The following is a 21,359-nucleotide window of genomic DNA, read 5'->3' as shown; positions in this document are numbered from 1 at the left end:
GTAGTGCTTCCCGGGCGCGAGGCTGCGGCAGTCTGTCTGAAAATGAAGAAAAAAAGGCCCCGCGAGAGGCGGAGCCATTGATGCATCGCGCAACGATTACTTAATGGCGATGGTGTTGATGATGTTTTCCGCGTTAGTCTGCGCCAGCTGCTGGTTATCCGCAGGCAGCGTTATCTGCATGGTCAGCAGCTTGTCGTCCACTTTCCCAAGGATGATAGAAGAGTAGGCGGTCTGGCCTTTGGCGGAGATAACGCTGTCCAGCTGTTGCAGTTCGTGGCCTTTGATCTCAATGGATTTGTTGGTCACGACCTGAAGCTGCGGGTCACGCGCGCGCTGCTGTTCTTCCAGACGTTTTGCCAGCGCGGCAAGGTCGTCGGTAGTGTTGTCACCGACAATCACGATCACTGCTTTCTGGCCGGTCGCGTCAGAATAAACGTGCATGTTGTTGGACTGGGTGCCCACTTTGCCGCTCTGATCGGTCATGTCTGCCGGCAGGGCGAAGCTCAGTTTGCCGTCCAACAGTTCGATAGGCTGGCCGCTGGCGCTGCTGGCTGCCTGACTACCGGTAGTGGCGGTTTTGCTGTCGTTATTATCACAGGCGGCAAGACCCATTACCAGCAGGCCAATACCGACATATTTTACCAGGTTGCGCATCGCGTTATTCCTTTCCGTTAGCAAGCCACAAGGCCGATGCCTGCATCTTAACACAAGATATTCGGCCCGCGTTTAACCAGGCTGCAGCGCGGAGATTTCAGATTTATCTGCGAGGCGTTTCAACAGCATATTCAGCAATACGCCGTACATCGGCAGGAAGAAAATCAGGCTTATAAGAACCTTAAAGCAGTAATCGACCACGGCGATTTCTACCCAGTGCTGGGCCATAAAGGCGTCCGGGCTGCGCCAGAAGGCGATAAAGAAGAACGACAGCGTGTCACTCACGTTGCCAAACAGCGTTGACACCGTAGGGGCTAGCCACCAGCAGTGATTCTGGCGCAGGCGGTTAAAGACGTGCACGTCCAGAATCTGGCCGAGTGCGTAAGCCATGAAACTGGCGACCGCGATACGGGCGACGAACAGGTTGAAGTGGGTTAGCGCTTCAAAGCCCTGCCAGCTTCCCATGTAAAACAGGGCCGAGATGCCGTAGGAAATCACCAGCGCCGGGATCATTACCGCGAAAATAATTCGTCGCGCCAGCGGAGCGCCGAAAATACGCACCGTAAGGTCGGTCGCCAGGAAGATAAACGGGAAGCTGAAGGCGCCCCAGGTCGTATGAAACCCGAAGACGGAGACCGGAAGCTGAACCAGATAGTTGCTGGAGGTGATCACCAGCAAATGAAAAAGCGATAGCCAAAACAGCGCATTAGTGCGCTGGCGAGTGCTGAACTGCATCATGTTGTAGCCTTTTTAGTAGTGGGGTGAGGGAACCCAGTCAAAAATGTAAAGCGCGGGGATGATACTGCTTTAGCTTTTCATTGCAATGGTTAATTTTAACGCAATCGTTCACGCGGCTTGCGCCAGATTTTCCCCGGCGTAAACTAGCGCGGTTTTTGACGACCTGAGAGTGCTATGACCGATTTGTTCGCAACCCCCGACCATACGCTGGATGCCCTTGGCCTGCGCTGCCCGGAGCCGGTGATGATGGTGCGCAAAACCGTACGCAATATTCCCGTAGGCGAAACGCTGCTGGTGATAGCCGACGACCCGGCCACCACGCGCGATATCCCGGGCTTCTGCCGCTTTATGGAACACGAGCTGGTCGCCAGCGAAACCGACGCGCTGCCTTACCGTTATTTGCTGCGTAAGAGCCACTGAGCCCTCTCAGAAAAAGAGGGCAGGTGAGATGCCAAAGCGCCGGGAAAGCCGGCGGATGTGTTCGGTGGTTAGCTGTCGCTCGCCGCTGAGAATGCGGGATACCATCGACTTGCTGCCAATCTCTTGCTGAAAATCGCTCTGTTTTAATTGGTGATGCTCCATCAGGGTTTTCAGCATGACTATCCCGGCCGGGATTGCCTGCATTTCCGCTCGGAACGTCTGTACTTCAGGCTGTGCGTTTTCCCAGGCAGAGATTTTGCTGCTGACAATCTCAACCAGTGGATTTTCTGGGTCATTGAGCAGCAGGTATTCGACCAGCTCCAGCGCCGCCAGATAATCTTTTTCTCTGGTGCTGCCACCCAGCAGTGGAACCGCCGTTTTCAATGCTTCGGCGGCTTTAAGCGCATCAGCAATCATCTCTTCTTTCCCCGGTGTGTTTCAGTAAACCGCATGTATTCGCTGTGCGTCATGATATGGCGGATGTAGAACTTCTGGCTGGTAAAAAAGATAAGCGCAATCAGCCTGAGTTCATTGCCGGCGATATTGATGACGTAATGTTTATCGAGGTACTTAAAGTTATCCAGTGAAGGATAAATCCGCTTAAGTGATTCCGGCGTTGGAAAGAAGCCTTTTTCCAGCACTTTGCCGAGAATTTGCAGTTCCTGCCTGTGTCTGGGAAATCTTTGACCCGCTTCTATAAGCGTCTTCAGCGTAATCAGATGCATCACTTCATCCTGAAGTTGACTGATTGGCAACAATTATGCCCACAAATTGCCAATCAGTCAACTTACGGGCGGGGGATTCATTTTTACACGTGAGCGTCCTTGCTCCATTGATTGAGTAAAAATCTGGAAGATGCCTCGAAAACTATTTCTTCCGCAGCAGGCGAATGGCGTTCGCCGTGACCAGCGCGGTAGCCCCTGAGTCTGCCAGCACGGCAAGCCACAGGCCGGTCAGGCCGAGCAGAGTGGTGACCAGGAAAATCCCCTTCAGCCCCAGCGCAATCGTCACGTTCTGGCGAATGTTGTTGTGGGTGGCTCTGGCGAGCCGCACCATGCCTGCCAGTTCGGTCAGGCGGTTGTGGGTCAGGGCGGCATCTGCGGTTTCCAGCGCGACGTCGGTGCCGCTGCCCATGGCGATGCCGATGGTGGCCGCTTTCATCGCCGGGGCATCGTTGATGCCGTCGCCGACCATCGCCAGCGGCGCGGTGGCATTCAGTTTGTTTACCGCCGCCACTTTGTCTGCCGGGAGCAGGCTGGCGCGATAATCAATGCCCAGTTCGTTGGCTATTGCCGCCGCCGCGCGTGGGTTATCCCCCGTCAGCATCACACCCTGAATGCCCAGTTGATGAAGGGCAGTAACCGCTTCACGCGCGTCGCTGCGTAAAGTGTCACGCATGGCGATGGTGCCCAGCAGCTGCCCTGAACGCAGCACCACGATGACCGTCTGGCCCTCTTCTTCCTGCTTCGCGATACGTTGCCGCCAGGTTTCGTTGAGTACCTGAGCGTCAAGTTTGGACGGTGAGCTGAGCAGCAGCGTTTCACTCTGGATATTCGCTTCAACGCCAACCCCGGCCAGCGCGCGGTGATTTTCTGCGACGACAGCGGGCAAATTACGCTGTTGTGCTGCGTTCACTATGGCCTGCGCCAGCGGGTGCGTGGAACCCTGTTCGACCGCGGCGGCGAGCGCCAGAAGCTGGTCTTCTTCTATCCCTTCTGCCACGGCAATGGCGGTGACCTGCGGTTTACCCGCCGTGAGCGTGCCGGTTTTATCGAAGGCGACCTGCTGGATTTGACCGAGACGCTCCAGCGCCGCGCCGCCTTTAATCAACGCCCCACGGCGTGCGGCGGCGGCAAGGCCGGAAGTAATCGCCGCAGGCGTAGAGATAACCAGAGCGCATGGGCAGCCGATAAGCAGCAGCGTCAGCCCTTTATAGATCCACGGCTCCCAGCTCTGCCCGAACAGCAAAGGGGGAACGACGGCGGTCAGTAACGCGAGAAGCATGATAATCGGCGTGTAAATCCGGCTAAAGCGATCGATAAAGCGTTCGATGGGCGCGCGGCGCTCCTCGGCTTCCTCAATCAACCGTAGAATGCGGTCGATGGCGCTGTCGCCGGGTTCGGAAATCACCTCCAGCTGAACAAGGCGATCCACGCTGGTGCTGCCTGCGGCGACTTTTTCGCCCTGCTGGCGCTCTACCGGCACGGACTCCCCGGTTAAGGCGCTTTCGTCAAAGCTTGCAAAACCGCTGAGCAGGCGACCGTCGGCGGGCAGTCGGCCACCGGCGGCGACCTCAATAACGTCGCCGGGGCGAAGATCGGCCTGAGCGACGGTTTCGCGCTCGCCGTCCCGGAGGCGAATAGCGACGTCCGGCTTTAACGCCATTAAGGCGCTTACCCCCCGGCGCGCACGGCTGGCGGCGTAGGATTCGAGACGTTCACCGATCAGAAACAGCAGCAAGACCATCGCCGCTTCGGCGGTGGCGCCGATAAACAGCGCGCCGATGGCGGCGACGCTCATCAGCGTTTCAATGGCAAACCAGTTGCCGCTGCGGATCAGGCGTACCGCCTGGCGAGCTATCGGCCACAGGCCAACCAGCGTGGTGGCGATAAACGCCAGATTGCCGAGCGGGTGGTTGACCTGCTCGAGCCCCCAGCTAATCACCATCAGCACAATAAGCAGGATCAGCGGCAAGTTCTCTTGCAGGCCGCTGCTTTTTTCCTGTTTCGGCGCATTGCCTGCATTAAGGGTGTAGCCTGCGGCTTTAACCGCTTTTTCTACATCGCTGCGAACGTCGCGCGCCGAACTGACCAGCAGCTTTTCGGTGGAAAACACGACCTGGACCTGCTGAACATCGCTAATCTGTTTCACCGCATTTTCCACTTTGCGGGCGCAGGCCGCGCAGTCCATCCCCTCAACGTGCCAGCTGTAGCGGCTGCCGTTGTCGGCGATTTCCGGCTCGGGTTTCTGTGCGGAGCAGGCGTCATCGGCGCAGCAGGAGGGGCCTTCCGCCTGCAGCGGGCTAAGTTTGGCAAACGCAAACTGCGGTGGCTTTTTGCCGTCTTGAGGTGTGTTGAGCATGGCGCCCTCCGGTAATGATAATTTTCTCATTAGCGATGTTACTCTCTGGAGTCAACTCCAGAGTCAAGCCTCTTTTTTGCCTGATAACGTTTCTGGCTCACGGGCGGCAGTTTTCAGGATTGGCCTTTGCTTCCCCAGGGCGCTTCCCCTAGTATTATCCGCAGGTCGGGATGAGAATGAGTCGATGAAAAAACCACTGACAATCAAAGATATTGCGGAGCTGGCGCAGGTGTCCATCGCCACCGTCTCCCGGGTGCTGAACAACAACAGCTGGGTGGCGGACAAAACGCGCAGCCGGGTCGAAAAAGTGATTCAGGATAATAATTTCAGCCCAAATTTACTCGCGCGCGGGATGATTTCGAAGAAAACCCAGACGCTGGCAATCGTCGTTTCAGATATCAGTAACCCTTACTTTGTGATGCTGGTGGCGCAGATTGAGCACGAAAGTTTGCGGCTGGGCTACAAGGTCACGCTGTACGACACTCAATCGGCGAACAAAGCCTCCCGCGAAGCGCCGGTGGTGCCCGAAGAGCATATTTTTAATTCCATCACCGACAGCCAGATAGACGGTGTGATCATCCTCGGCGGTAACATCGACTACAACGATATTTCTGCGACGTATCTGCAGGAGCTGAAAAAGCTGATCGCCACGGTGCCGGTTGTGGTGGTGGGGCGCCAGCTTCCGGGCGTGGAATATGCCTGCGTTGAACGCGATCAGACCGGATGCGTGAGGTTAGCGACCCGTCACCTTATTGATAAAGGCTACCGACGGATTGGTTTTATCGGCGGGTCGAAGAATGTGTATATTACTCGCGAGCGCGAAGCGGTATTTCGCGCCGAGCTGGAAGCGGCAGGTTTACCGGTAGAAAATAGTTTCGTTGTGCTGAATAACTTTTATTTACAGCATGGCTATGAGGCTATTGAAACGCTAATTGCTAACAATGAAGCCTTGCCGGATGCCATTGTGGCAATTAACGACCACGTTGCAAAAGGTGCCATTCGGGCGCTAAAAGATAAGAACTTCTCCGTGCCAGAAAATATCGCCGTAGTGAGCTGCGAATATTTCCCGGGTAGCGAGTATTTTATTCCCCGCATAACCACCGTTGACCACCAGAATGCTTTGATTGGCAAAGAGGTGATGGCGCGGTTAATGGCGATTTTGAATGAGAATGCTGTCGGTATTGCGGTGGAAAAAATTCCTCTTACGCTGCTGAACGGCGAATCCTGTTAGTTTTCAACGGCGGATTTCTTTTTCCAGCCATCCGCCTCCTTCTTCCCTTCACATTATTTTTTGATCCCGCTAACAGTTGCGCGATCTGGCGTTGACAAGCCTCGCCCGACTCCTCTAGCCTAAAACCTGAAAACGTTTTCAGGTTTTGATTACAGGAGAGCCGATGAAACCGACAATGATGACCTACATCCATGAAGAGCAGGCGACGTTAAGCGCCATGATTGCACGCTATCCGTCCGATCTTCCGGTCCTGCAGGGGCAAAAGGAGTGGTTGGTTCTGGCTACGGGCTCCAGCATTAACGCCATCAAAAGCGCAAAATACTACGTGGAAAAACTGGCGGACGTGCGCATCACGGTGAAGGAACCCTTCCACTTCCAGCACTACGAAAAATTCAGTGAGACGGCTGATTTGGTGCTAGGCGTTTCCCAGAGTGGGGAAAGCACCTCGACCATCAACGCGATCCAGCATATTCGTCAGACTCACGCGGTAAAAACGCTGGGCATCACCAGCAAGACGGGCAGTGAACTGGCGCGAAACGTTGATCATGTGGTTGATATTGAAATTGGCGAAGAGCGCGTGGGCTATGTGACCAAAGGGTACGTTGCCACCATCCTGAAATTCATGCTGCTGGGCGTGTTTGCGGCTCGCCGCAGCGGGAAGATCGACGCTGAACAGGAAGCGGCCGAGCTGAGAAAACTGGGCGTGGCGGTGCAGGCCATCCCGGGAATCATCGCCGACACCGAAGTTTTCTTCACCAAATGGCAGGATGAGCTGGCTGCCTCCCCGCGATTTACCTCGATTGGCTACGGGCCGAGCGTCGGCGTCATCAAAGAGATGGAAACCAAGTTTGCCGAGACGATTCGCGTTCCTTCCCAGGGCGTGGAGCTGGAAGCTTTTATGCACGGGCCTTATTTTGAAGTGAACGGCAACCACCGGATGTTCTTTATTGATACGCCGGGCCTGGCTCGCGAACGTTTATTGCTGCTGAAAGCCTATGAGCAGAAATATACCGACTACGTGTACACCATTAAGTTAGGCGAGGACCACGATCCACGCACGCTGGCGGTGAAAGCCGATGTTGATGAGTTTATTGCTCCGCTGATCATGGTTATCCCGTTCCAGATACTGGCTCACCATATTGCCGAGGCAAAGGGCAATAATCTTCCGCAGCGCATCTTTACCGATTTTGGCGTGTCGGTGAAAAGCAAAACTAAACCGGGCGATTACGCCTGATACGGGCTGTATCCTACACCACAATAATTTCCATACCTTGCTACTAAGGAATGATTATGGCTACCTTCAGTCAACTTGCCCGGCAGATAATTCAGCACGTCGGCGAGGCAGAAAATATAGAGCATCTTACCCACTGCGCAACCCGTTTGCGTTTTACCCTCAAAGACAAAAGTAAGATTAATAAAGACGAGCTTTATAAGTTGCAGGAGGTAGTCAAGCTGGTTGAAAACCCTGGGCAATTCCAGATTGTGATTGGGCCAAAGGTTGAAAAAGTCTTTCAGGCAATAACGGCGCAGATGGGCGAGTCTTCCGCAGAGGAGCCAGCCGCGCCGCAGGGATCGGTGATTAACCGCCTGCTGGCCACGCTTTCGGCGATTTTCACTCCTTACATCGGCGTGTTGGCGGGCGTTGGGGTTGTAAAAGGTATCGTGGTTCTGCTGCAAACGATGAACCTGGTGGATACTCATTCGTATGTGTTCACCGTGTTTAATGCGCTGTCCAGCGGCGTCTTCGTTATGCTGCCGATGTTTATTGCTGTCACCGCGGCGGAACGCTTTAAGGCCAATAAATTTAGCGCCCTGGCGCTGACGGCGGCGATGATCTTCCCGCTGACGGATGCCAGCGTGCCCGGCGCATTCCACGTCATGGGCCTGGCGCTTAACGTGAAAATCTACGGCGGGGCGGTGATCCCGGCGGTGTTTGCCGTGCTCTTCTTGAGCCATGTCGAACGCTGGCTGAAAAAGGTGATCCCGGAGATTGCTGCCCTGGTGTTCGTGCCTTGTTTATCGTTGATCATTAGCGGCTTTGTGGTGTTCACCGTGATTGGCCCGGTGGCCGACTATGTTGGCGTTGGCATCGCTAACGGCTATGCCTGGCTGTACAACCTCAGCCCGGTAATTTCCGGTGCGCTGCTGGCGGGGATTGGGCAGCTGTTCGTGGTGTTCGGCGTGCACTGGGGCATTATTCCTCTGGCGCTGATTAACATTCAGGTCAACGGCTACGACACCATTATGGCGATGTTTATGTCGGCGGTGATGGGGCAGTTTGGTGCGGCGTTCGGCGCTATCTTTATTGCCCGCAACCTGAAAGATAAGCAGATAGCGATTTCTGCTTCGCTTTCCGCCTTCTTCGGCATTACCGAGCCAGCTTTGTACGGCGTGAACCTGAAATACCGCATGCTCTTCGTGTTTGGCTGCATCGGCGCGGCGCTGGGCGGCGGCATTACCGGGCTGCTGGGGGTGAAAACCTACAGTTTCCTGCCGGTGCTGAACGTGTTCGAGCTGGGGCTGTTTAGCGGCCCGGACTCAAAGATGATTTATGAGGTGATTGCGATCGCGGTGGCGTTTACGGTGCCTGCGGTATTGACCATTATCTACGGCAAAACCCGCAGGCTGGAACCTGCCTCCCTGGCGGAAGACAGGCGTTAACCTCAGATATACAGGGCACGAACAATCATAAAGTGCCCGGCAAAGTAGCAGGCGGCGGCAATCGCGCTGTCGCCTCTGAAGCGGTGGCGATAGTGGCTGACCAGCCAGACAATGTTGCCCAGCAGCAGCAGGCTGGCGCCCACAAACCCGGAGAAGCTTGGGGCCGTCGGGCGGAAGAAATAAAGCTCGGCGGCCAGCCAGACCATCACCAGCGTCATACCGATGAATGTCAGAATAGGGACGCGCAGTGCTTCCAGCCGCGTCCAGATAGTCGCCACCAGCAGCGCGCCGATGATCAGCAGAGCCAGTGGCAGCGGCCAGAAAATGGCTAAGGTCATCTGGCTGGCAAAATAGATGGTATACAGCAGGTGCGAAAGGAAGAAAGCTCCCACCGCATAGAGCAGGCGCTGGGTTGGTAACAGCGTGAGCGCATCGCCGACCAGCGTCGCCAGAAGACCCGCCACAATCAGGTATCCCGTGGCTTCAAACATCGGTGCTTGCCAGGCCAACAGCAGCAGGAGCAGCAGGGTGACCGGCTTGAAAATCCAGCGTTGCCAGGTGGACCCGCGCCAGGAAGCATCAATGTAAATCCAGGCCGATAACGCAACAGCAATAAATGACCAAAGCATGGCATATCCTTATTTTAATTGTTGGCGTAACAGTATTCAGTCTAGTGGCTAAGCGGCGCAGATGACAACGGCGCGGCGCCAGGGTTATGCTGAAAAGTGTCTGACAATTCGAGAAAAAGCCATGAGCAAGCCCCCTGTTTTTATTATCGCCATCGTTGTGGTCATCGTGGTAGCCGCCTCTTTTCGCTATTTTCAGCAGCGCCGCCAGAATATCGAAAACGACGCGGCGCCGCTGAGCGTAAAAAAAGTGGTGGTGGCGACCAAACGTGAAAAACCGTCCAATGACAGACGCTCGCGCCAGCGGGAACTGACGCCGCCTGAGGACTCAATCCGCTATGAGATTTGGTTTGCGCCCCAAAGCGGCGGCATGGAGATGAAAATGCGGGTAGAAGCGGCGGAGTACCATGCGGTAACGGTGGGGGATAAAGGCACGCTGAGCTATAAGGGGACGCGCTTCGTCAGCTTCGTCCCCGAAGAAACTCACTTGCCCTGACGCAGCTTTTTCTGCCAGACCAGCAGCTCAAACACGCCAAAAACGAAAATCTTAATCTGTTCACCACGGGCAAGCGCCGGGCCGTCTTTGGGCTGCGTGGCTTTCAGCAGGCTCAGCTGCAGGCCGTGCATAATCACCATAAAGATCAGCGCGACGTTAACAAAAATGTTGAGCGGCCGCGGATAAGGGTGAACCAGGTTAAAGATCAGAAAGCCCCAGACGCAAAGCATCAGCAGGCGGCCAAAGTTAATCAGAATCGGCATTATGCGGCTCCTTGAGCTTCACGAATAAACAGGCGGTAAGCCACCTGACCGGCGACTTTTTCACGGTGCAGCGCCCAGCTTGCGGGCACCGCCGGCAGACCATTTTCCACTTCACTTTCTACGTAGATTAGCGCGTCATCTGCCAGCCAGCCGTTTTTCTCGAGCAAGTTTAACGTTTCATCCAGCAATCCCTTACGGAACGGCGGATCGACGAAAACGACGTTATGCGGCGTGCCGGGCTGCGCAAGCACATTCAGCGTATTGGCGTTGAGGACTTTGCCATTGCTGGCTTTTAAGGTCGCAAGATTCTTTTGCAACTGCTGGGAGACGGCGCGATCCATCTCAATCAAGGTAGCGCTGGCAGCATAGCGGGAGAGCGCCTCCAGGCCGAGCGCGCCGCTGCCGGCAAAGCAGTCGAGGCAATGCGCATCTACCATTGACGGAGCCAGCCAGTTAAACAGCGTTTCGCGCACGCGATCCGTTGTCGGACGCAGGCCGGGGCTGTCGGGCACCGGAAGTTTTCGACCTCGCCATTGGCCGCCGATGATGCGAATCTGGCCGGAGCCAGCGGATTGGGGTTTCTTCATTGCTCTCACTGCGATGCTAAATTTTGCGGCTATTCTAACGGTGCTCGCCCGGCCAGGAAACCTTAATCCGCCGGAGTGATGCCGCGCCGGGAAAGTGATAGACTAACGCACTATTTTTTATGCCCGTGGCAAGCAGAATCGGGTCTGTGCCATGAGTTAACAGCGAGGAGTGTAGTCGCAAATGGCGAAAGAGAAAAAACGTGGCTTTTTTTCCTGGCTGGGATTTGGCCAGAAAGAGCAGCAGCCGGAAGCAGAAACAGAACAAAAAGTAGTAGAAGAACAACCGGTTACTGAACAGGCTCCCACACAGGATGAACCTCAACAGCCTAAGGCTGCCGAGCAGGAATCGCAGGATTCAGTTAGTGAGCACTCACTGGAGGAGTCCGATAAGTTTGCTGCGCAGGTCGTGGAGGTTAACGCCCAGCTTGTAGAAGCCGCGGAAGAAAAAGCGCTGGTTGCCGGGCCGGAAATGATTCCTGAGCCGGAAGTGACCATTGAGCCTGAGGTCGTTGCTGAACCAGAACCTGTGGCGGTTATCGAGCCAGAGCCGGTTATTGAACCCGAAGTGGTTGCCGAGCCAGAGGCGATTGAACCGGCGGTTGTTGTAGAAGAGCCAGAAATTATCGAGCAGCCTGTCGCGGTCGTAGAGCACGAAACGCTGCCGCTGCCGGAAGAGATTGCTGAAACTGCAGAACAGCCGGACGAATGGCAGGCCGAGCAGGACGAGATCGTCAACGAAGAAGTGGCTGAAGCAGAAGCACTGTTCGCACACGAAGCTGCCGTTGAAGATGAAGCCGTTGCACAAGAAGTCCTTGATGACGAACCGGAAGAAGAGGCTGTCGAAGAGGCTGCTCCGGTTGCCGCGCTGCAAGAGCAGGAAAAACCGACCAAAGAAGGCTTCTTCGCTCGCCTGAAGCGCAGCCTGGTCAAAACCAAACAAAATCTCGGTTCCGGATTTATCAGTCTGTTCCGCGGCAAGAAAATCGATGATGATCTGTTTGAAGAGCTGGAAGAGCAGTTGCTGATTGCCGACGTTGGGGTGGAAACCACGCGTAAAATCATCACCAATCTGACCGAAGGCGCAAGCCGCAAGCAGCTTCGTGATGCGGAAGCATTGTATGGCCTGCTGAAAGAAGAGATGAGCGAGATCCTCGCCAAAGTGGACGAGCCGCTTAATGTGGAAGGTAAAACGCCGTTTGTTATCCTGATGGTTGGTGTGAACGGCGTGGGTAAAACCACCACCATCGGCAAACTGGCGCGTCAGTTTGAGCAACAGGGTAAATCCGTGATGCTGGCGGCAGGCGATACCTTCCGTGCGGCGGCGGTTGAGCAGCTTCAGGTTTGGGGCCAGCGCAACAATATTCCTGTCGTGGCCCAGCACACCGGCGCGGACTCCGCCTCGGTTATCTTCGATGCTATTCAGGCGGCGAAGGCGCGTAATATCGACGTGTTAATCGCCGATACCGCAGGGCGTTTGCAGAACAAATCGCACCTGATGGAAGAATTGAAGAAAATTGTCAGGGTTATGAAAAAGCTGGACGAGGATGCCCCGCATGAGGTTATGCTCACCCTCGACGCCAGCACCGGTCAGAATGCGATAAGCCAGGCTAAACTGTTCCACGAAGCGGTGGGGCTGACGGGCATCACCCTGACCAAACTGGATGGTACCGCCAAGGGTGGCGTAATCTTCTCTGTGGCAGACCAGTTCGGCATTCCGATTCGCTACATTGGCGTCGGCGAACAAATTTCTGATTTACGACCGTTTAATGCGGGCGACTTTATAGAGGCACTTTTTGCCCGAGAGGATTAACAATGATTCGCTTTGAACACGTCAGTAAAGCCTATCTCGGTGGGAGACAAGCGTTGCAGGGAGTCACCTTCCATATGCAACCGGGCGAGATGGCCTTTCTGACCGGCCATTCTGGCGCAGGGAAGAGTACTCTGCTCAAGCTTATCTGCGGTATCGAGCGGCCCAGCGATGGGAAGATCTTTTTCAGCGGGCATGACATTAGCCGCCTGAAGAGCCGTGAAGTACCGTTCCTGCGTCGTCAGATTGGGATGATCTTTCAGGATCACCATCTGTTAATGGACAGAACCGTGTACGACAACGTGGCCATCCCGCTGATCATCGCGGGTGCCAGCGGCGAAGATATTCGCCGCCGCGTGTCTGCGGCATTAGATAAGGTCGGCCTGCTGGACAAAGCGAAGAACTTTCCTATCCAACTCTCCGGTGGTGAACAGCAGCGCGTGGGCATCGCTCGCGCCGTAGTGAATAAACCTGCTGTGCTATTGGCGGATGAGCCGACCGGTAACCTTGATGATGCGCTGTCGGAAGGTATTCTTCGTCTGTTCGAAGAGTTTAACCGCGTGGGCGTGACGGTACTGATGGCTACTCACGACATGGGGCTTATCTCGCGTCGCAATTACCGAATGTTGACCCTCAGCGATGGCCATTTGCATGGAGGCCTGACAGGTGAATAAACACAGTGCGCTCAACCATATCAAGCGCTTCAGTAACAAGCTGGATAAAATCAACCAACTGAACAAGTTAGGTGATCTTGGCCGTTCAGTGAAAAAACGTGGCAAAGGACCGCAGTCCAAAAGCAAATCCCTGAAAGGTGGCGTGAATGAGCAGTTCCGCTATGCCTGGGAAGGGGCGCTTCAGGATCTGAAAAGCAAGCCGCTGGCGACTTTCCTGACGGTGATGGTCATTGCCATTTCCCTGACGCTGCCTAGCGTCTGCTATATGGTCTACAAGAACGTGAACCAGGCGGCGACCCAATATTACCCATCGCCTCAAATCACCGTTTATCTCGATAAGGCGCTGGACGACAACGCCGCTCAGCAGGTGGTGGGCGCTATTCAGGCTGAGGAGGGCGTTGATAAAGTTAACTACCTCTCCCGCGAAGAAGCGCTGGGCGAGTTTCGTAACTGGTCGGGCTTTGGCGGCGCGCTGGATATGCTGGAAGAAAACCCGTTGCCCGCAGTGGCGGTGGTGAATCCGAAACTGGATTTCCAGAGCACGGACCACCTGAATACGCTGCGTGACCGCGTGGCGAAGATTCATGGCGTCGATGAAGTGCGCATGGATGACAGCTGGTTTGCCCGTCTCGCGGCGCTGACCGGGCTGGTCGGGCGCGTGGCGGCGATGATTGGCATCCTGATGGTTGCCGCAGTATTCCTCGTTATTGGTAACTCGGTGCGTCTGAGCATCTTTGCCCGCCGTGACACCATTAACGTGCAGAAACTTATCGGTGCTACCGACGGCTTTATTCTACGCCCGTTCCTGTATGGCGGGGCTTTACTGGGGTTCAGCGGTGCGTTCCTGTCGCTGATCCTGTCTGAGATTCTGGTGATGCGCCTGTCTTCGGCGGTGACGGACGTGGCGCAGGTGTTTGGGACTAAGTTTGATATCAGTGGCCTGGGCTTTGACGAATGTCTGCTGCTGCTGCTGGTTTCTTCGATGATCGGCTGGCTGGCAGCCTGGCTTGCCACTGTTCAACATTTACGCCGCTTTACGCCGGAGTAAAAAGTTTTTGATATACTCATTCCCTGCTACGATAACGTCGTCAGCAGGGAGTGCGTTTTACACCGCTGTGCCCCCTGCCAAGCTGCAGTAACCGTCACACTTTGTGTGTAATCTATTCACAGCTTTACATTGAACTTGTGGATAACATCACTGTCTGAGAGTACAGTGAATGGTACGGTCTGGCCCCTGACGTGTTGTCGGTGCGCCTGAGCCACCCGAATGGCAAACCGTACGTAGTCTCTAAGAGAGGGTTTGAATGACCAAAGAAATGCAAAATTTAGCTTTAGCCCCTGTTGGTAACCTGGAGTCGTATATCCGGGCTGCGAACGCCTGGCCGATGTTAACGGCTGAGGAAGAGAAGGAGCTGGCTGAAAAGCTGCATTACCAGGGCAGTCTGGAAGCAGCGAAAAAGCTGATCCTGTCTCACCTGCGCTTTGTTGTTCATGTTGCGCGTAACTATTCCGGTTACGGCCTGCCGCAGGCAGACCTTATCCAGGAAGGCAACATTGGCCTGATGAAAGCAGTACGCCGTTTTAACCCGGAAGTGGGTGTTCGCCTGGTCTCCTTTGCGGTGCACTGGATCAAGGCTGAAATTCATGAATACGTGCTGCGTAACTGGCGTATTGTGAAAGTCGCAACGACCAAAGCACAGCGTAAGCTGTTCTTTAACCTGCGTAAAACCAAGCAGCGTCTGGGCTGGTTCAACCAGGATGAAGTCGAAATGGTCGCCAACGAGCTTGGCGTGTCCAGCAAAGACGTGCTTGAGATGGAATCACGCATGGCGGCGCAGGATATGACCTTCGACATGTCTAACGACGACGATTCCGACGGTCAGCCAATGGCGCCGGTGCTGTTCCTGCAGGATAAATCCTCTAACTTTGCCGACGGCATTGAGGACGATAACTGGGAATCTCACGCCGCAGACAAGCTGAGCGATGCGATGCAGGGTCTCGATGAGCGTAGCCAGCAGATTATTCGCGCGCGCTGGTTAGATGAAGACAACAAAAGCACGCTGCAGGAACTTGCCGACCGCTATGGCGTGTCCGCCGAGCGCGTTCGTCAGCTTGAAAAGAACGCGATGAAAAAACTGCGCGCCGCTATCGAAGCTTAACGCCGATACCGTACCGCGCACCGAGAACGCCCCACTTTATGCTGGGGCGCTCAGACTGATGATCAGCCAAGGTATTAGCAGAAATATCTGTGGGCACTTGAAAATAAACCAGGAAAATCAATTTATTGATTTTCGACTGCTTAACACAAAGAGGGAAAAACCACGCTTTTTCCCTCTTTGTCAGAAACGCTAACGCCCCACTATGCTGGGGCGTTTTGTTTTTTAGCCTCCGGCATACATTCCAACAGCATGGCAAATGCCGCTTCCATTTCGTTTTCCGGCAGGCTGGCGAATCCCATCAATAATCCCTTCTTACGTTGCTCTGTCAGGTAATACCGTGACAAGGGCCGCACCAGAATATTGCGGGCGTTGGCGCGCTCAGCAATCGCCACATCATCAGCCTCATCAGGCAGGTTCAAAATCAGATGCAGACCGGCGTTATCGCTGAAGTCGGACAGCGCCTGTGGCCCGCAGTAGCGGGAGATAAGCTCTGTCAGGAAGGCGCGGCGCCGGCCGTACAGCAGGCGCATACGGCGAATATGGGCCGAATAATGCCCGGCGGTAATAAATTCCGCCAGCGCCTGCTGAATCAGGGAATGACCGCCGCGATACAGCTCCGCGTGCGCCGTTTTCAGGTCATTTACCAGCGGGCGCGGCAGCACCACATAGCCAAGCCTCAGCCCTGGATAAAGCGTTTTGCTAAAGGTACCGATGTAAACCACCGGCGCTTCGGCGACCAGCCCCTGCAGAGCGGGGATCGGCTGGCCTGAGAAGCGAAACTCGCTGTCGTAATCATCTTCAATAATCCAGCTGCCGTGCTGGCGGGCTAGGGCCAGCAGGCGCTGGCGACGTTCGAGACTCATCACCGCCCCCAGCGGGTACTGATGAGACGGCGTGACGAAGATTAAACGCGGCGCTTCGGTGACCGTCTCCGGCGGGCAAAGGCCGTTCGCGTCGACGGTCAGCGGCGTTATCCGCACGTCATTCATCGTCAGCACGTGACGAATACCCCAGTAAGAAGGTTCTTCGATCCACGCCAGATCGCCCCTGTCGCACAGCATCCGTGTAACCAGATCGATAGCCTGGTGGATCCCTTCGGTGATCAGGATTTGGTCGACCTGGCAGTTTACTCCCCGCGAGACACGTAGATAGTCGACCAGAGCGTGCTGTAGCTCAGGCGTGCCGCCGTTGCAGCTATAGCTCAGGCGCTCCGGCTTAGGGCGACGGCTGATGCGCGCCTGAATCTTGCTGAATAGCGGATGAGGGAAGGCGTTAACGTCCGGGACGCCAGGAATAAAAGCTCCCCACTGGCGAGGGCTGGCGCTGACCTGGGACAGAAGATGCTGGCCGCGGCGGGAAATTGAAACCTCCGGGGCAGGGGGCGCGCCGCTTTCGCCAATGTTCCCTGTGGAGGTGAAGCGATCCGGCAGCGTTTTTTCAACAAATGTTCCGCTGCCCTGGCGGGAGGAAACGTACCCCTCGGTCATAAGCTGCTCATAAACTGTTAATACAGTGTTACGAGAAATGCTGAGCTCGCTGGCCAGATCGCGGGAAGCAGGCAGGCGGCCGTGGGGCGGCAATGAGCCATCCAGAATTGAGCGCCGTAGTGCATTATAAAGGCGCTTATGCAGCAGAATATCGGTCTCTTCCTGCAGTCGGACAAGAATCAAATCACCCACTAAATCTCGCAATTGGATCCCTCAGATAATCTGAATTGGTACTCGATTATAGGGCCAATACCTGTGTAAATAAACGACATTGTTTCTGATTTGTTGCGATAAAGTGACTGACATAACAGGAGAGACCAAGGTGAAAAGTGCAGAGCTGAATCAGCGTCGTTTACAGGCCACGCCGCGCGGCGTGGGCGTGATGTGTAGCTACTTTGCAGAGAAGGCTGAGAACGCCACCCTGTGGGATGTGGAAGGCAATGAAGTTATCGATTTTGCCGCCGGGATTGCGGTGCTGAACACCGGCCATCGTCACCCGAAGGTCATTGCCGCCGTGGAGAAACAGCTGCAGGCCTTTACCCACACGGCTTATCAGATTGTCCCTTACGAAAGCTATGTGTCTCTGGCCGAGCGCATTAACGAACTGGCACCGATTGATGGCCCAGCCAAAACCGCGTTCTTCACCACCGGCGCAGAAGCCGTTGAGAATGCGGTCAAAATTGCCCGCGCTTATACCAAACGTCCTGGCCTGATTACCTTTGGCGGCGGCTTCCACGGTCGTACCTTCATGACCATGGCGCTGACCGGAAAAGTGGCTCCTTACAAAATCGGTTTCGGCCCATTCCCAGGCTCCGTTTACCACGCGGTTTACCCCAATGCCGCGCACGGCGTCACCACTGAAGATGCGCTGAAAAGCCTCGATCGTATCTTTAAAGCGGATATCGCCGCCGATCAGGTTGCTGCCATCGTGCTGGAGCCGATTCAGGGCGAAGGCGGCTTCAACGTTGCGCCACCTGAATTCATGCAGGCGCTACGCAAGCTGTGCGACACCCACGGCATTCTGCTGATTGCCGATGAAGTGCAGACCGGCTTCGCGCGCACCGGCAAGCTGTTCGCCATGGAGTATTACGACGTTAAGGCCGACCTGATGACGATGGCGAAAAGCCTGGCCGGTGGTTTCCCGCTGTCCGGCGTTGTGGGTCGCGCTGAAGTGATGGATGCACCTGCGCCTGGTGGCCTGGGCGGCACTTATGCGGGTAACCCACTGGCGGTTGCGGCGGCTCATGCGGTGCTGGATGTGATCAAAGAAGAGCAGCTGTGCAAGCGTGCCACCCAGCTTGGTGAACACCTGAAAGAAGTCCTGAATCAGGCGCGCCAAAGCTGCCCGGCCATTGTTGACGTGCGCGGGCAGGGCTCGATGGTGGCGGTGGAGTTTAACGATCCGCAGACCGGGAAACCTTCGCCGGAATTTACCCGCGAGGTCCAACTGAAGGCTCAGGAACAAGGGCTGCTGCTGCTGAGCTGCGGCGTCTACGGCAACGTGATCCGCTTCCTTTATCCTCTGACCATTCCTGATGCTCAGTTCACCAAAGCGCTGGCCATTCTGTCCCAGGTGCTGAAGGGCTAAAGCCTCGTACAGTGCGGCGGCAGGGAAGCCCGTCCTAACAGAAGGTTTTGTTGCCCAGCGTGAAGTGGTTTATCACCCTGATATCCCCTGTTTTCCGGCGGGCGTTACCGCCGGAGTAATACGGAAAATATTATGTCTGAAAACTCCACCTTCTCTCCCGCCATCGCGCGCGGGGAGCGAACGGCTGTCCCCGGTAAATCCCTGAGCTTCGTCGAAGGCGTGTCGATGATCGTCGGCACCAACATCGGCGCGGGCGTGCTTTCCATCACCTATGCGTCGAGCAAAGCAGGCTTCTGGCCGCTGCTGTTCTGGTTGGTGCTGGTGGGCAGCCTGACCACAGTGACGATGCTTTACGTCGCCGAATCGACCTTGCGCACTCGCCAGCATTTGCAGCTCAGCGGACTGTCGCTGCGCTACGTCGGCCGCTTTGGCGCGCTGATGATGTTCCTCTCGGTTTGCGTGAACAGCGTGGGCGCACTGACCGCCTATATGACCGGCAGCGGCAAACTATTGCACTCCTTGTTTGGTATTTCTCCGGCGCTGGGCAGCGTGCTGTTTTTCATTCCTGCTGCGGGCGTGCTGTACATGGGCCTGAAGGCCATCGGGCGCGGGGAAAAGTTTATTAGTATCGGTATGGTGGTGATGATCGCGGTGCTGGTTATCGCCACCTTGCTAAAAGAAACGACCAGCGTCGGCTATCTGCTGGAAGGCAACTGGCTGTACATGGTGCCGGTGTTCAACGTGGTGGTGTTCTGCTTCTCGGCGCAGTACATCGTGCCGGAGATGGCTCGAGGTTTTGCCGATAAGCCAGAGAAGCTGCCGAAGGCGATTATCGTTGGCATGGTGGTAACCTTCGCGCTACTGGCCTTGGTGCCGATGTCGGTCATCATGCTTAACGGCCTGGACGATATCTCTGAGGTGGCGACCATTTCGTGGGGGAAAGCGCTGGGAGAGTGGGCGTTCTTCTCGGCGAACCTGTTCGCGCTTTGCGCCATGCTGACGTCGTACTGGGGGCTGGGCGGCAGCTTCCTGACCAATATCTTTGACCGCTTCCGCCTGGGCAGTGACGAACTCTCCCTGAAGCGTTTCCTGGTGCTGTTGGTGGTGGCGATTCCACCTTTCGTGCTGGCCTACAGCGGGCTGGTGTCGTTTGTGAATGCGCTCTATTTTGCCGGCGTGTTCAGCGGCGTGATTTTGTCGATTATGCCGATTCTGATGATTAAAGGCGCTCGCCGCAGCGGTGATGTTACGCCGGGCTGGACTTGTCCGCCGTTTATGACCCATCCGCTGATTCAGATTTTCATTGTGTTGCTTTACCTCTGCAGTGCCGTTTATGCGGTTGCTTCCGCTCTGGGATACCTGCCTGCGGGCTGGTGATTTTGACGCTTGCTCCCCCGCGCCTGGAGGTATTCCGGCGCGGTTATTTTTTTGTCACATTCCCGTTATCTAACCTTCAAATATGTCTTTCCAAATTATCGCAAATGGCGCTATGTTTAGCATAGTGTGCTGCCGTAGCGCCGGCTGCTGCCCTTAAGTTAGCTATCATATGCTTTTCTTATACCTACAAACAGAATAATGCGCTAACAAACAACAACACAACAAATTCAATAACCATAACAATGGGGACTCTCAGGATGAAAATGACGGGTAAAGCCTTACTGGCAGGATGCATTGCACTGGCAATGAGCCACGCGGCGATGGCAAAAGATATTAAGGTCGCGGTAGTAGGGGCAATGTCTGGGCCGGTCGCGCAATACGGCGATCAGGAATTTACCGGCGCCGAGCAGGCGGTGGCCGACATTAACGCCAAAGGCGGGATCAAAGGCGATAAACTGGTTATTACCAAATATGACGATGCCTGTGACCCGAAACAAGCGGTCGCGGTAGCGAACAAAGTGGTGAACGACGGCATCAAGTACGTTATCGGTCACCTGTGCTCTTCTTCTACTCAGCCAGCGTCTGATATCTACGAAGACGAAGGCATTCTGATGATCACCCCGGCGGCTACTGCCCCGGAGCTGACCGCGCGTGGCTATAAGCTGACCCTGCGCACCACCGGCCTGGACTCAGATCAGGGCCCAACCGCGGCGAAATACATCCTGGAACACGTGAAGCCTAAGCGCATTGCCGTTATCCACGATAAGCAGCAGTACGGTGAAGGTCTGGCGCGTTCCGTGCAGGACGGCCTGAAAAAAGGTGGCGCTAACGTGGTCTTCTTCGACGGTATCACCGCCGGTGAGAAAGATTTCTCTACGCTGGTTGCTCGCCTGAAGAAAGAAAATATCGACTTCGTTTACTACGGTGGTTACCACCCGGAAATGGGGCAGATCCTGCGTCAGTCTCGCGCCGCTGGCCTGAAAACTCAGTTCATGGGGCCGGAAGGCGTGGCGAACGTTTCTCTGTCTAACATTGCCGGGGATTCTGCAGAAGGTCTGCTGGTGACCAAGCCTAAGAACTACGATCAGGTTCCTGCCAACAAACCAATTGTGGACGCCATTAAAGCCAAGAAACAGGATCCAAGCGGCGCGTTCGTCTGGACAACCTACGCGGCGCTGCAGTCGCTGGCTGCTGGCCTGAACCAGAGCGAAGATCCGGCTGCAATCTCTAAGTACCTGAAAGGGGCGACCGTGGATACCGTGATGGGGCCGCTGTCCTGGGACCAGAAGGGCGACCTGAAAGGCTTTGAGTTCGGCGTGTTTACCTGGCATGCCAACGGCACGGCCACCGACGCAAAATAAACAGCAAACGGCAACCCAGGGTTGCCGTTTTAATGTTTACGCAAAGGTTTCTCGCAGAGGTTTCTGGAGCGATATTTTTTAGCCCGTGGTTTTTCCGTTCACCCGTATATCCGTTTTCCATATAAGTTCACAGCACGGTGAACGTGTCC

The 21,359-nt window shown here is 55.4% G+C and carries 21 protein-coding genes; 12 read left to right on the top strand and 9 right to left on the bottom strand.

The genetic code is table 11. From position 1 onward, the window contains the following. Window positions 1-96: 96 nt before the first annotated feature. Window positions 97-654, bottom strand: coding sequence for a DcrB family lipoprotein (locus CNE01S_RS18335; protein ID WP_061277683.1), 558 nt, complete (start codon window positions 652-654; stop codon window positions 97-99). Between the two features lie 72 nt (window positions 655-726). Beyond that, window positions 727-1,392 (bottom strand): 7-cyano-7-deazaguanine/7-aminomethyl-7-deazaguanine transporter, encoded by a 666-nt coding sequence (locus tag CNE01S_RS18330; RefSeq protein ID WP_045784268.1) that lies wholly within the window; start codon window positions 1,390-1,392, stop codon window positions 727-729. Between the two features lie 174 nt (window positions 1,393-1,566). Between CNE01S_RS18330 and tusA the strand changes: the two genes are divergently transcribed. Beyond that, a complete protein-coding gene (tusA, locus tag CNE01S_RS18325) occupies window positions 1,567-1,812 on the top strand; it encodes a sulfurtransferase TusA (RefSeq protein ID WP_061277682.1) in 246 nt (81 codons plus the stop codon). Window positions 1,813-1,818: 6 nt separating this feature from the next. On the opposite strand, the gene CNE01S_RS18320 is transcribed toward tusA, so the two are convergent. The 3 genes from CNE01S_RS18320 to zntA all read right to left on the bottom strand — a co-directional run bounded on the left by CNE01S_RS18320 (window position 1,819) and on the right by zntA (window position 4,893). Continuing rightward, the gene (locus tag CNE01S_RS18320; protein ID WP_061277681.1) at window positions 1,819-2,229 is read right to left on the bottom strand and encodes a helix-turn-helix domain-containing protein; all 411 of its coding nucleotides are present in this window, start codon (window positions 2,227-2,229) and stop codon (window positions 1,819-1,821) included. After that, complete coding sequence (locus CNE01S_RS18315; protein ID WP_038477862.1) at window positions 2,226-2,537, bottom strand: type II toxin-antitoxin system HigB family toxin; 312 nt, start codon at window positions 2,535-2,537, stop codon at window positions 2,226-2,228. Before CNE01S_RS18315 ends, CNE01S_RS18320 begins: the two co-directional genes overlap by 4 nt. Window positions 2,538-2,679: 142 nt before the next feature. Beyond that, window positions 2,680-4,893, bottom strand: a complete 2,214-nt coding sequence (gene zntA, locus CNE01S_RS18310) for a Zn(II)/Cd(II)/Pb(II) translocating P-type ATPase ZntA (protein WP_061277680.1) — start codon at window positions 4,891-4,893, stop codon at window positions 2,680-2,682. A 184-nt stretch (window positions 4,894-5,077) separates the two neighbouring features. Here zntA and CNE01S_RS18305 point away from each other — a divergent pair, with 184 nt between their 5' ends. From CNE01S_RS18305 to CNE01S_RS18295, 3 genes are all read left to right on the top strand, one after another. Beyond that, complete coding sequence (locus CNE01S_RS18305) at window positions 5,078-6,124, top strand: LacI family DNA-binding transcriptional regulator (protein WP_061277679.1); 1,047 nt, start codon at window positions 5,078-5,080, stop codon at window positions 6,122-6,124. A 163-nt stretch (window positions 6,125-6,287) separates the two neighbouring features. Beyond that, a complete protein-coding gene (locus CNE01S_RS18300; RefSeq protein ID WP_061277678.1) occupies window positions 6,288-7,358 on the top strand; it encodes an SIS domain-containing protein in 1,071 nt (356 codons plus the stop codon). 56 nt (window positions 7,359-7,414) lie between these two features. Continuing rightward, window positions 7,415-8,785 carry a PTS transporter subunit EIIC gene (locus CNE01S_RS18295; RefSeq protein WP_245874351.1) on the top strand — a complete coding sequence of 457 codons (1,371 nt, stop codon included), beginning with the start codon at window positions 7,415-7,417 and terminating at the stop codon, window positions 8,783-8,785. A 2-nt stretch (window positions 8,786-8,787) separates the two neighbouring features. Here the strand turns inward: CNE01S_RS18295 and CNE01S_RS18290 are convergent, their stop codons facing one another. Next, on the bottom strand, window positions 8,788-9,414 hold the full coding sequence (locus CNE01S_RS18290; protein ID WP_061277676.1) for a lysoplasmalogenase: 627 nt from the start codon (window positions 9,412-9,414) through the stop codon (window positions 8,788-8,790). Between the two features lie 121 nt (window positions 9,415-9,535). Here CNE01S_RS18290 and CNE01S_RS18285 point away from each other — a divergent pair, with 121 nt between their 5' ends. Then, a complete protein-coding gene (locus CNE01S_RS18285; protein WP_061277675.1) occupies window positions 9,536-9,907 on the top strand; it encodes a DUF2500 domain-containing protein in 372 nt (123 codons plus the stop codon). Here the strand turns inward: CNE01S_RS18285 and CNE01S_RS18280 are convergent. Together CNE01S_RS18280 and rsmD are read right to left on the bottom strand one after the other, a co-directional pair. Next, complete coding sequence (locus CNE01S_RS18280) at window positions 9,895-10,164, bottom strand: DUF1145 family protein (protein ID WP_096754169.1); 270 nt, start codon at window positions 10,162-10,164, stop codon at window positions 9,895-9,897. The genes CNE01S_RS18285 and CNE01S_RS18280 overlap by 13 nt on opposite strands. Before the next feature lie 5 nt (window positions 10,165-10,169). Continuing rightward, entirely contained in the window at window positions 10,170-10,757 is a 588-nt protein-coding gene (rsmD, locus tag CNE01S_RS18275) for a 16S rRNA (guanine(966)-N(2))-methyltransferase (RefSeq protein WP_061277674.1), read from the bottom strand. 181 nt (window positions 10,758-10,938) lie between these two features. On the opposite strand from rsmD, the gene ftsY reads away from it, so the two are divergent. From ftsY to rpoH, 4 genes are all read left to right on the top strand, one after another. After that, on the top strand, window positions 10,939-12,567 hold the full coding sequence (gene ftsY / locus CNE01S_RS18270) for a signal recognition particle-docking protein FtsY (RefSeq protein ID WP_061277673.1): 1,629 nt from the start codon (window positions 10,939-10,941) through the stop codon (window positions 12,565-12,567). Between the two features lie 2 nt (window positions 12,568-12,569). Further along, a complete protein-coding gene (gene ftsE, locus CNE01S_RS18265) occupies window positions 12,570-13,238 on the top strand; it encodes a cell division ATP-binding protein FtsE (RefSeq protein WP_061277672.1) in 669 nt (222 codons plus the stop codon). Next, the gene (gene ftsX, locus CNE01S_RS18260; protein ID WP_061277671.1) at window positions 13,231-14,286 is read left to right on the top strand and encodes a permease-like cell division protein FtsX; all 1,056 of its coding nucleotides are present in this window, start codon (window positions 13,231-13,233) and stop codon (window positions 14,284-14,286) included. Before ftsE ends, ftsX begins: the two co-directional genes overlap by 8 nt. Before the next feature lie 256 nt (window positions 14,287-14,542). Beyond that, window positions 14,543-15,397, top strand: coding sequence for an RNA polymerase sigma factor RpoH (gene rpoH / locus CNE01S_RS18255; protein ID WP_016538584.1), 855 nt, complete (start codon window positions 14,543-14,545; stop codon window positions 15,395-15,397). 200 nt (window positions 15,398-15,597) lie between these two features. Here rpoH and pdxR read toward each other — a convergent pair whose 3' ends face one another. Beyond that, window positions 15,598-17,088, bottom strand: a complete 1,491-nt coding sequence (gene pdxR, locus CNE01S_RS18250) for a MocR-like pyridoxine biosynthesis transcription factor PdxR (protein ID WP_061277670.1) — start codon at window positions 17,086-17,088, stop codon at window positions 15,598-15,600. A 118-nt stretch (window positions 17,089-17,206) separates the two neighbouring features. Here pdxR and CNE01S_RS18245 point away from each other — a divergent pair, with 118 nt between their 5' ends. The 3 genes from CNE01S_RS18245 (at window position 17,207) to CNE01S_RS18235 (ending at window position 21,210) form a co-directional block, all read left to right on the top strand. Beyond that, the gene (locus tag CNE01S_RS18245) at window positions 17,207-18,472 is read left to right on the top strand and encodes a 4-aminobutyrate--2-oxoglutarate transaminase (RefSeq protein ID WP_061277669.1); all 1,266 of its coding nucleotides are present in this window, start codon (window positions 17,207-17,209) and stop codon (window positions 18,470-18,472) included. 132 nt (window positions 18,473-18,604) lie between these two features. After that, complete coding sequence (locus CNE01S_RS18240) at window positions 18,605-19,849, top strand: aromatic amino acid transport family protein (RefSeq protein WP_061277668.1); 1,245 nt, start codon at window positions 18,605-18,607, stop codon at window positions 19,847-19,849. A 257-nt stretch (window positions 19,850-20,106) separates the two neighbouring features. Continuing rightward, window positions 20,107-21,210, top strand: a complete 1,104-nt coding sequence (locus CNE01S_RS18235) for a branched-chain amino acid ABC transporter substrate-binding protein (RefSeq protein WP_162473298.1) — start codon at window positions 20,107-20,109, stop codon at window positions 21,208-21,210. The last annotated feature ends 149 nt before the right edge of the window (window positions 21,211-21,359 follow it).

It is taken from the genome of Cedecea neteri NBRC 105707 = ATCC 33855 (assembly GCF_001571265.1).
Taxonomy (GTDB): Bacteria; Pseudomonadota; Gammaproteobacteria; order Enterobacterales; family Enterobacteriaceae; genus Cedecea; species Cedecea neteri.
This window is presented reverse-complemented; position numbering and strand designations above follow the sequence as displayed.

Excerpts from the sequence above, each read along its gene's own strand:
- CNE01S_RS18335 (WP_061277683.1), bottom strand. The coding sequence starts at position 654 with ATGCGCAACCTGGTAAAATATGTCGGTATTGGCCTGCTGGTAATGGGT.
- CNE01S_RS18330 (WP_045784268.1), bottom strand. The coding sequence starts at position 1,392 with ATGATGCAGTTCAGCACTCGCCAGCGCACTAATGCGCTGTTTTGGCTA.
- tusA (WP_061277682.1), top strand. The coding sequence starts at position 1,567 with ATGACCGATTTGTTCGCAACCCCCGACCATACGCTGGATGCCCTTGGC.
- CNE01S_RS18320 (WP_061277681.1), bottom strand. The coding sequence starts at position 2,229 with ATGATTGCTGATGCGCTTAAAGCCGCCGAAGCATTGAAAACGGCGGTT.
- CNE01S_RS18315 (WP_038477862.1), bottom strand. The coding sequence starts at position 2,537 with ATGCATCTGATTACGCTGAAGACGCTTATAGAAGCGGGTCAAAGATTT.
- zntA (WP_061277680.1), bottom strand. The coding sequence starts at position 4,893 with ATGCTCAACACACCTCAAGACGGCAAAAAGCCACCGCAGTTTGCGTTT.
- CNE01S_RS18305 (WP_061277679.1), top strand. The coding sequence starts at position 5,078 with ATGAAAAAACCACTGACAATCAAAGATATTGCGGAGCTGGCGCAGGTG.
- CNE01S_RS18300 (WP_061277678.1), top strand. The coding sequence starts at position 6,288 with ATGAAACCGACAATGATGACCTACATCCATGAAGAGCAGGCGACGTTA.
- CNE01S_RS18295 (WP_245874351.1), top strand. The coding sequence starts at position 7,415 with ATGGCTACCTTCAGTCAACTTGCCCGGCAGATAATTCAGCACGTCGGC.
- CNE01S_RS18290 (WP_061277676.1), bottom strand. The coding sequence starts at position 9,414 with ATGCTTTGGTCATTTATTGCTGTTGCGTTATCGGCCTGGATTTACATT.
- CNE01S_RS18285 (WP_061277675.1), top strand. The coding sequence starts at position 9,536 with ATGAGCAAGCCCCCTGTTTTTATTATCGCCATCGTTGTGGTCATCGTG.
- rsmD (WP_061277674.1), bottom strand. The coding sequence starts at position 10,757 with ATGAAGAAACCCCAATCCGCTGGCTCCGGCCAGATTCGCATCATCGGC.
- ftsY (WP_061277673.1), top strand. The coding sequence starts at position 10,939 with ATGGCGAAAGAGAAAAAACGTGGCTTTTTTTCCTGGCTGGGATTTGGC.
- ftsE (WP_061277672.1), top strand. The coding sequence starts at position 12,570 with ATGATTCGCTTTGAACACGTCAGTAAAGCCTATCTCGGTGGGAGACAA.
- rpoH (WP_016538584.1), top strand. The coding sequence starts at position 14,543 with ATGACCAAAGAAATGCAAAATTTAGCTTTAGCCCCTGTTGGTAACCTG.
- CNE01S_RS18240 (WP_061277668.1), top strand. The coding sequence starts at position 18,605 with ATGTCTGAAAACTCCACCTTCTCTCCCGCCATCGCGCGCGGGGAGCGA.
- CNE01S_RS18235 (WP_162473298.1), top strand. The coding sequence starts at position 20,107 with ATGAAAATGACGGGTAAAGCCTTACTGGCAGGATGCATTGCACTGGCA.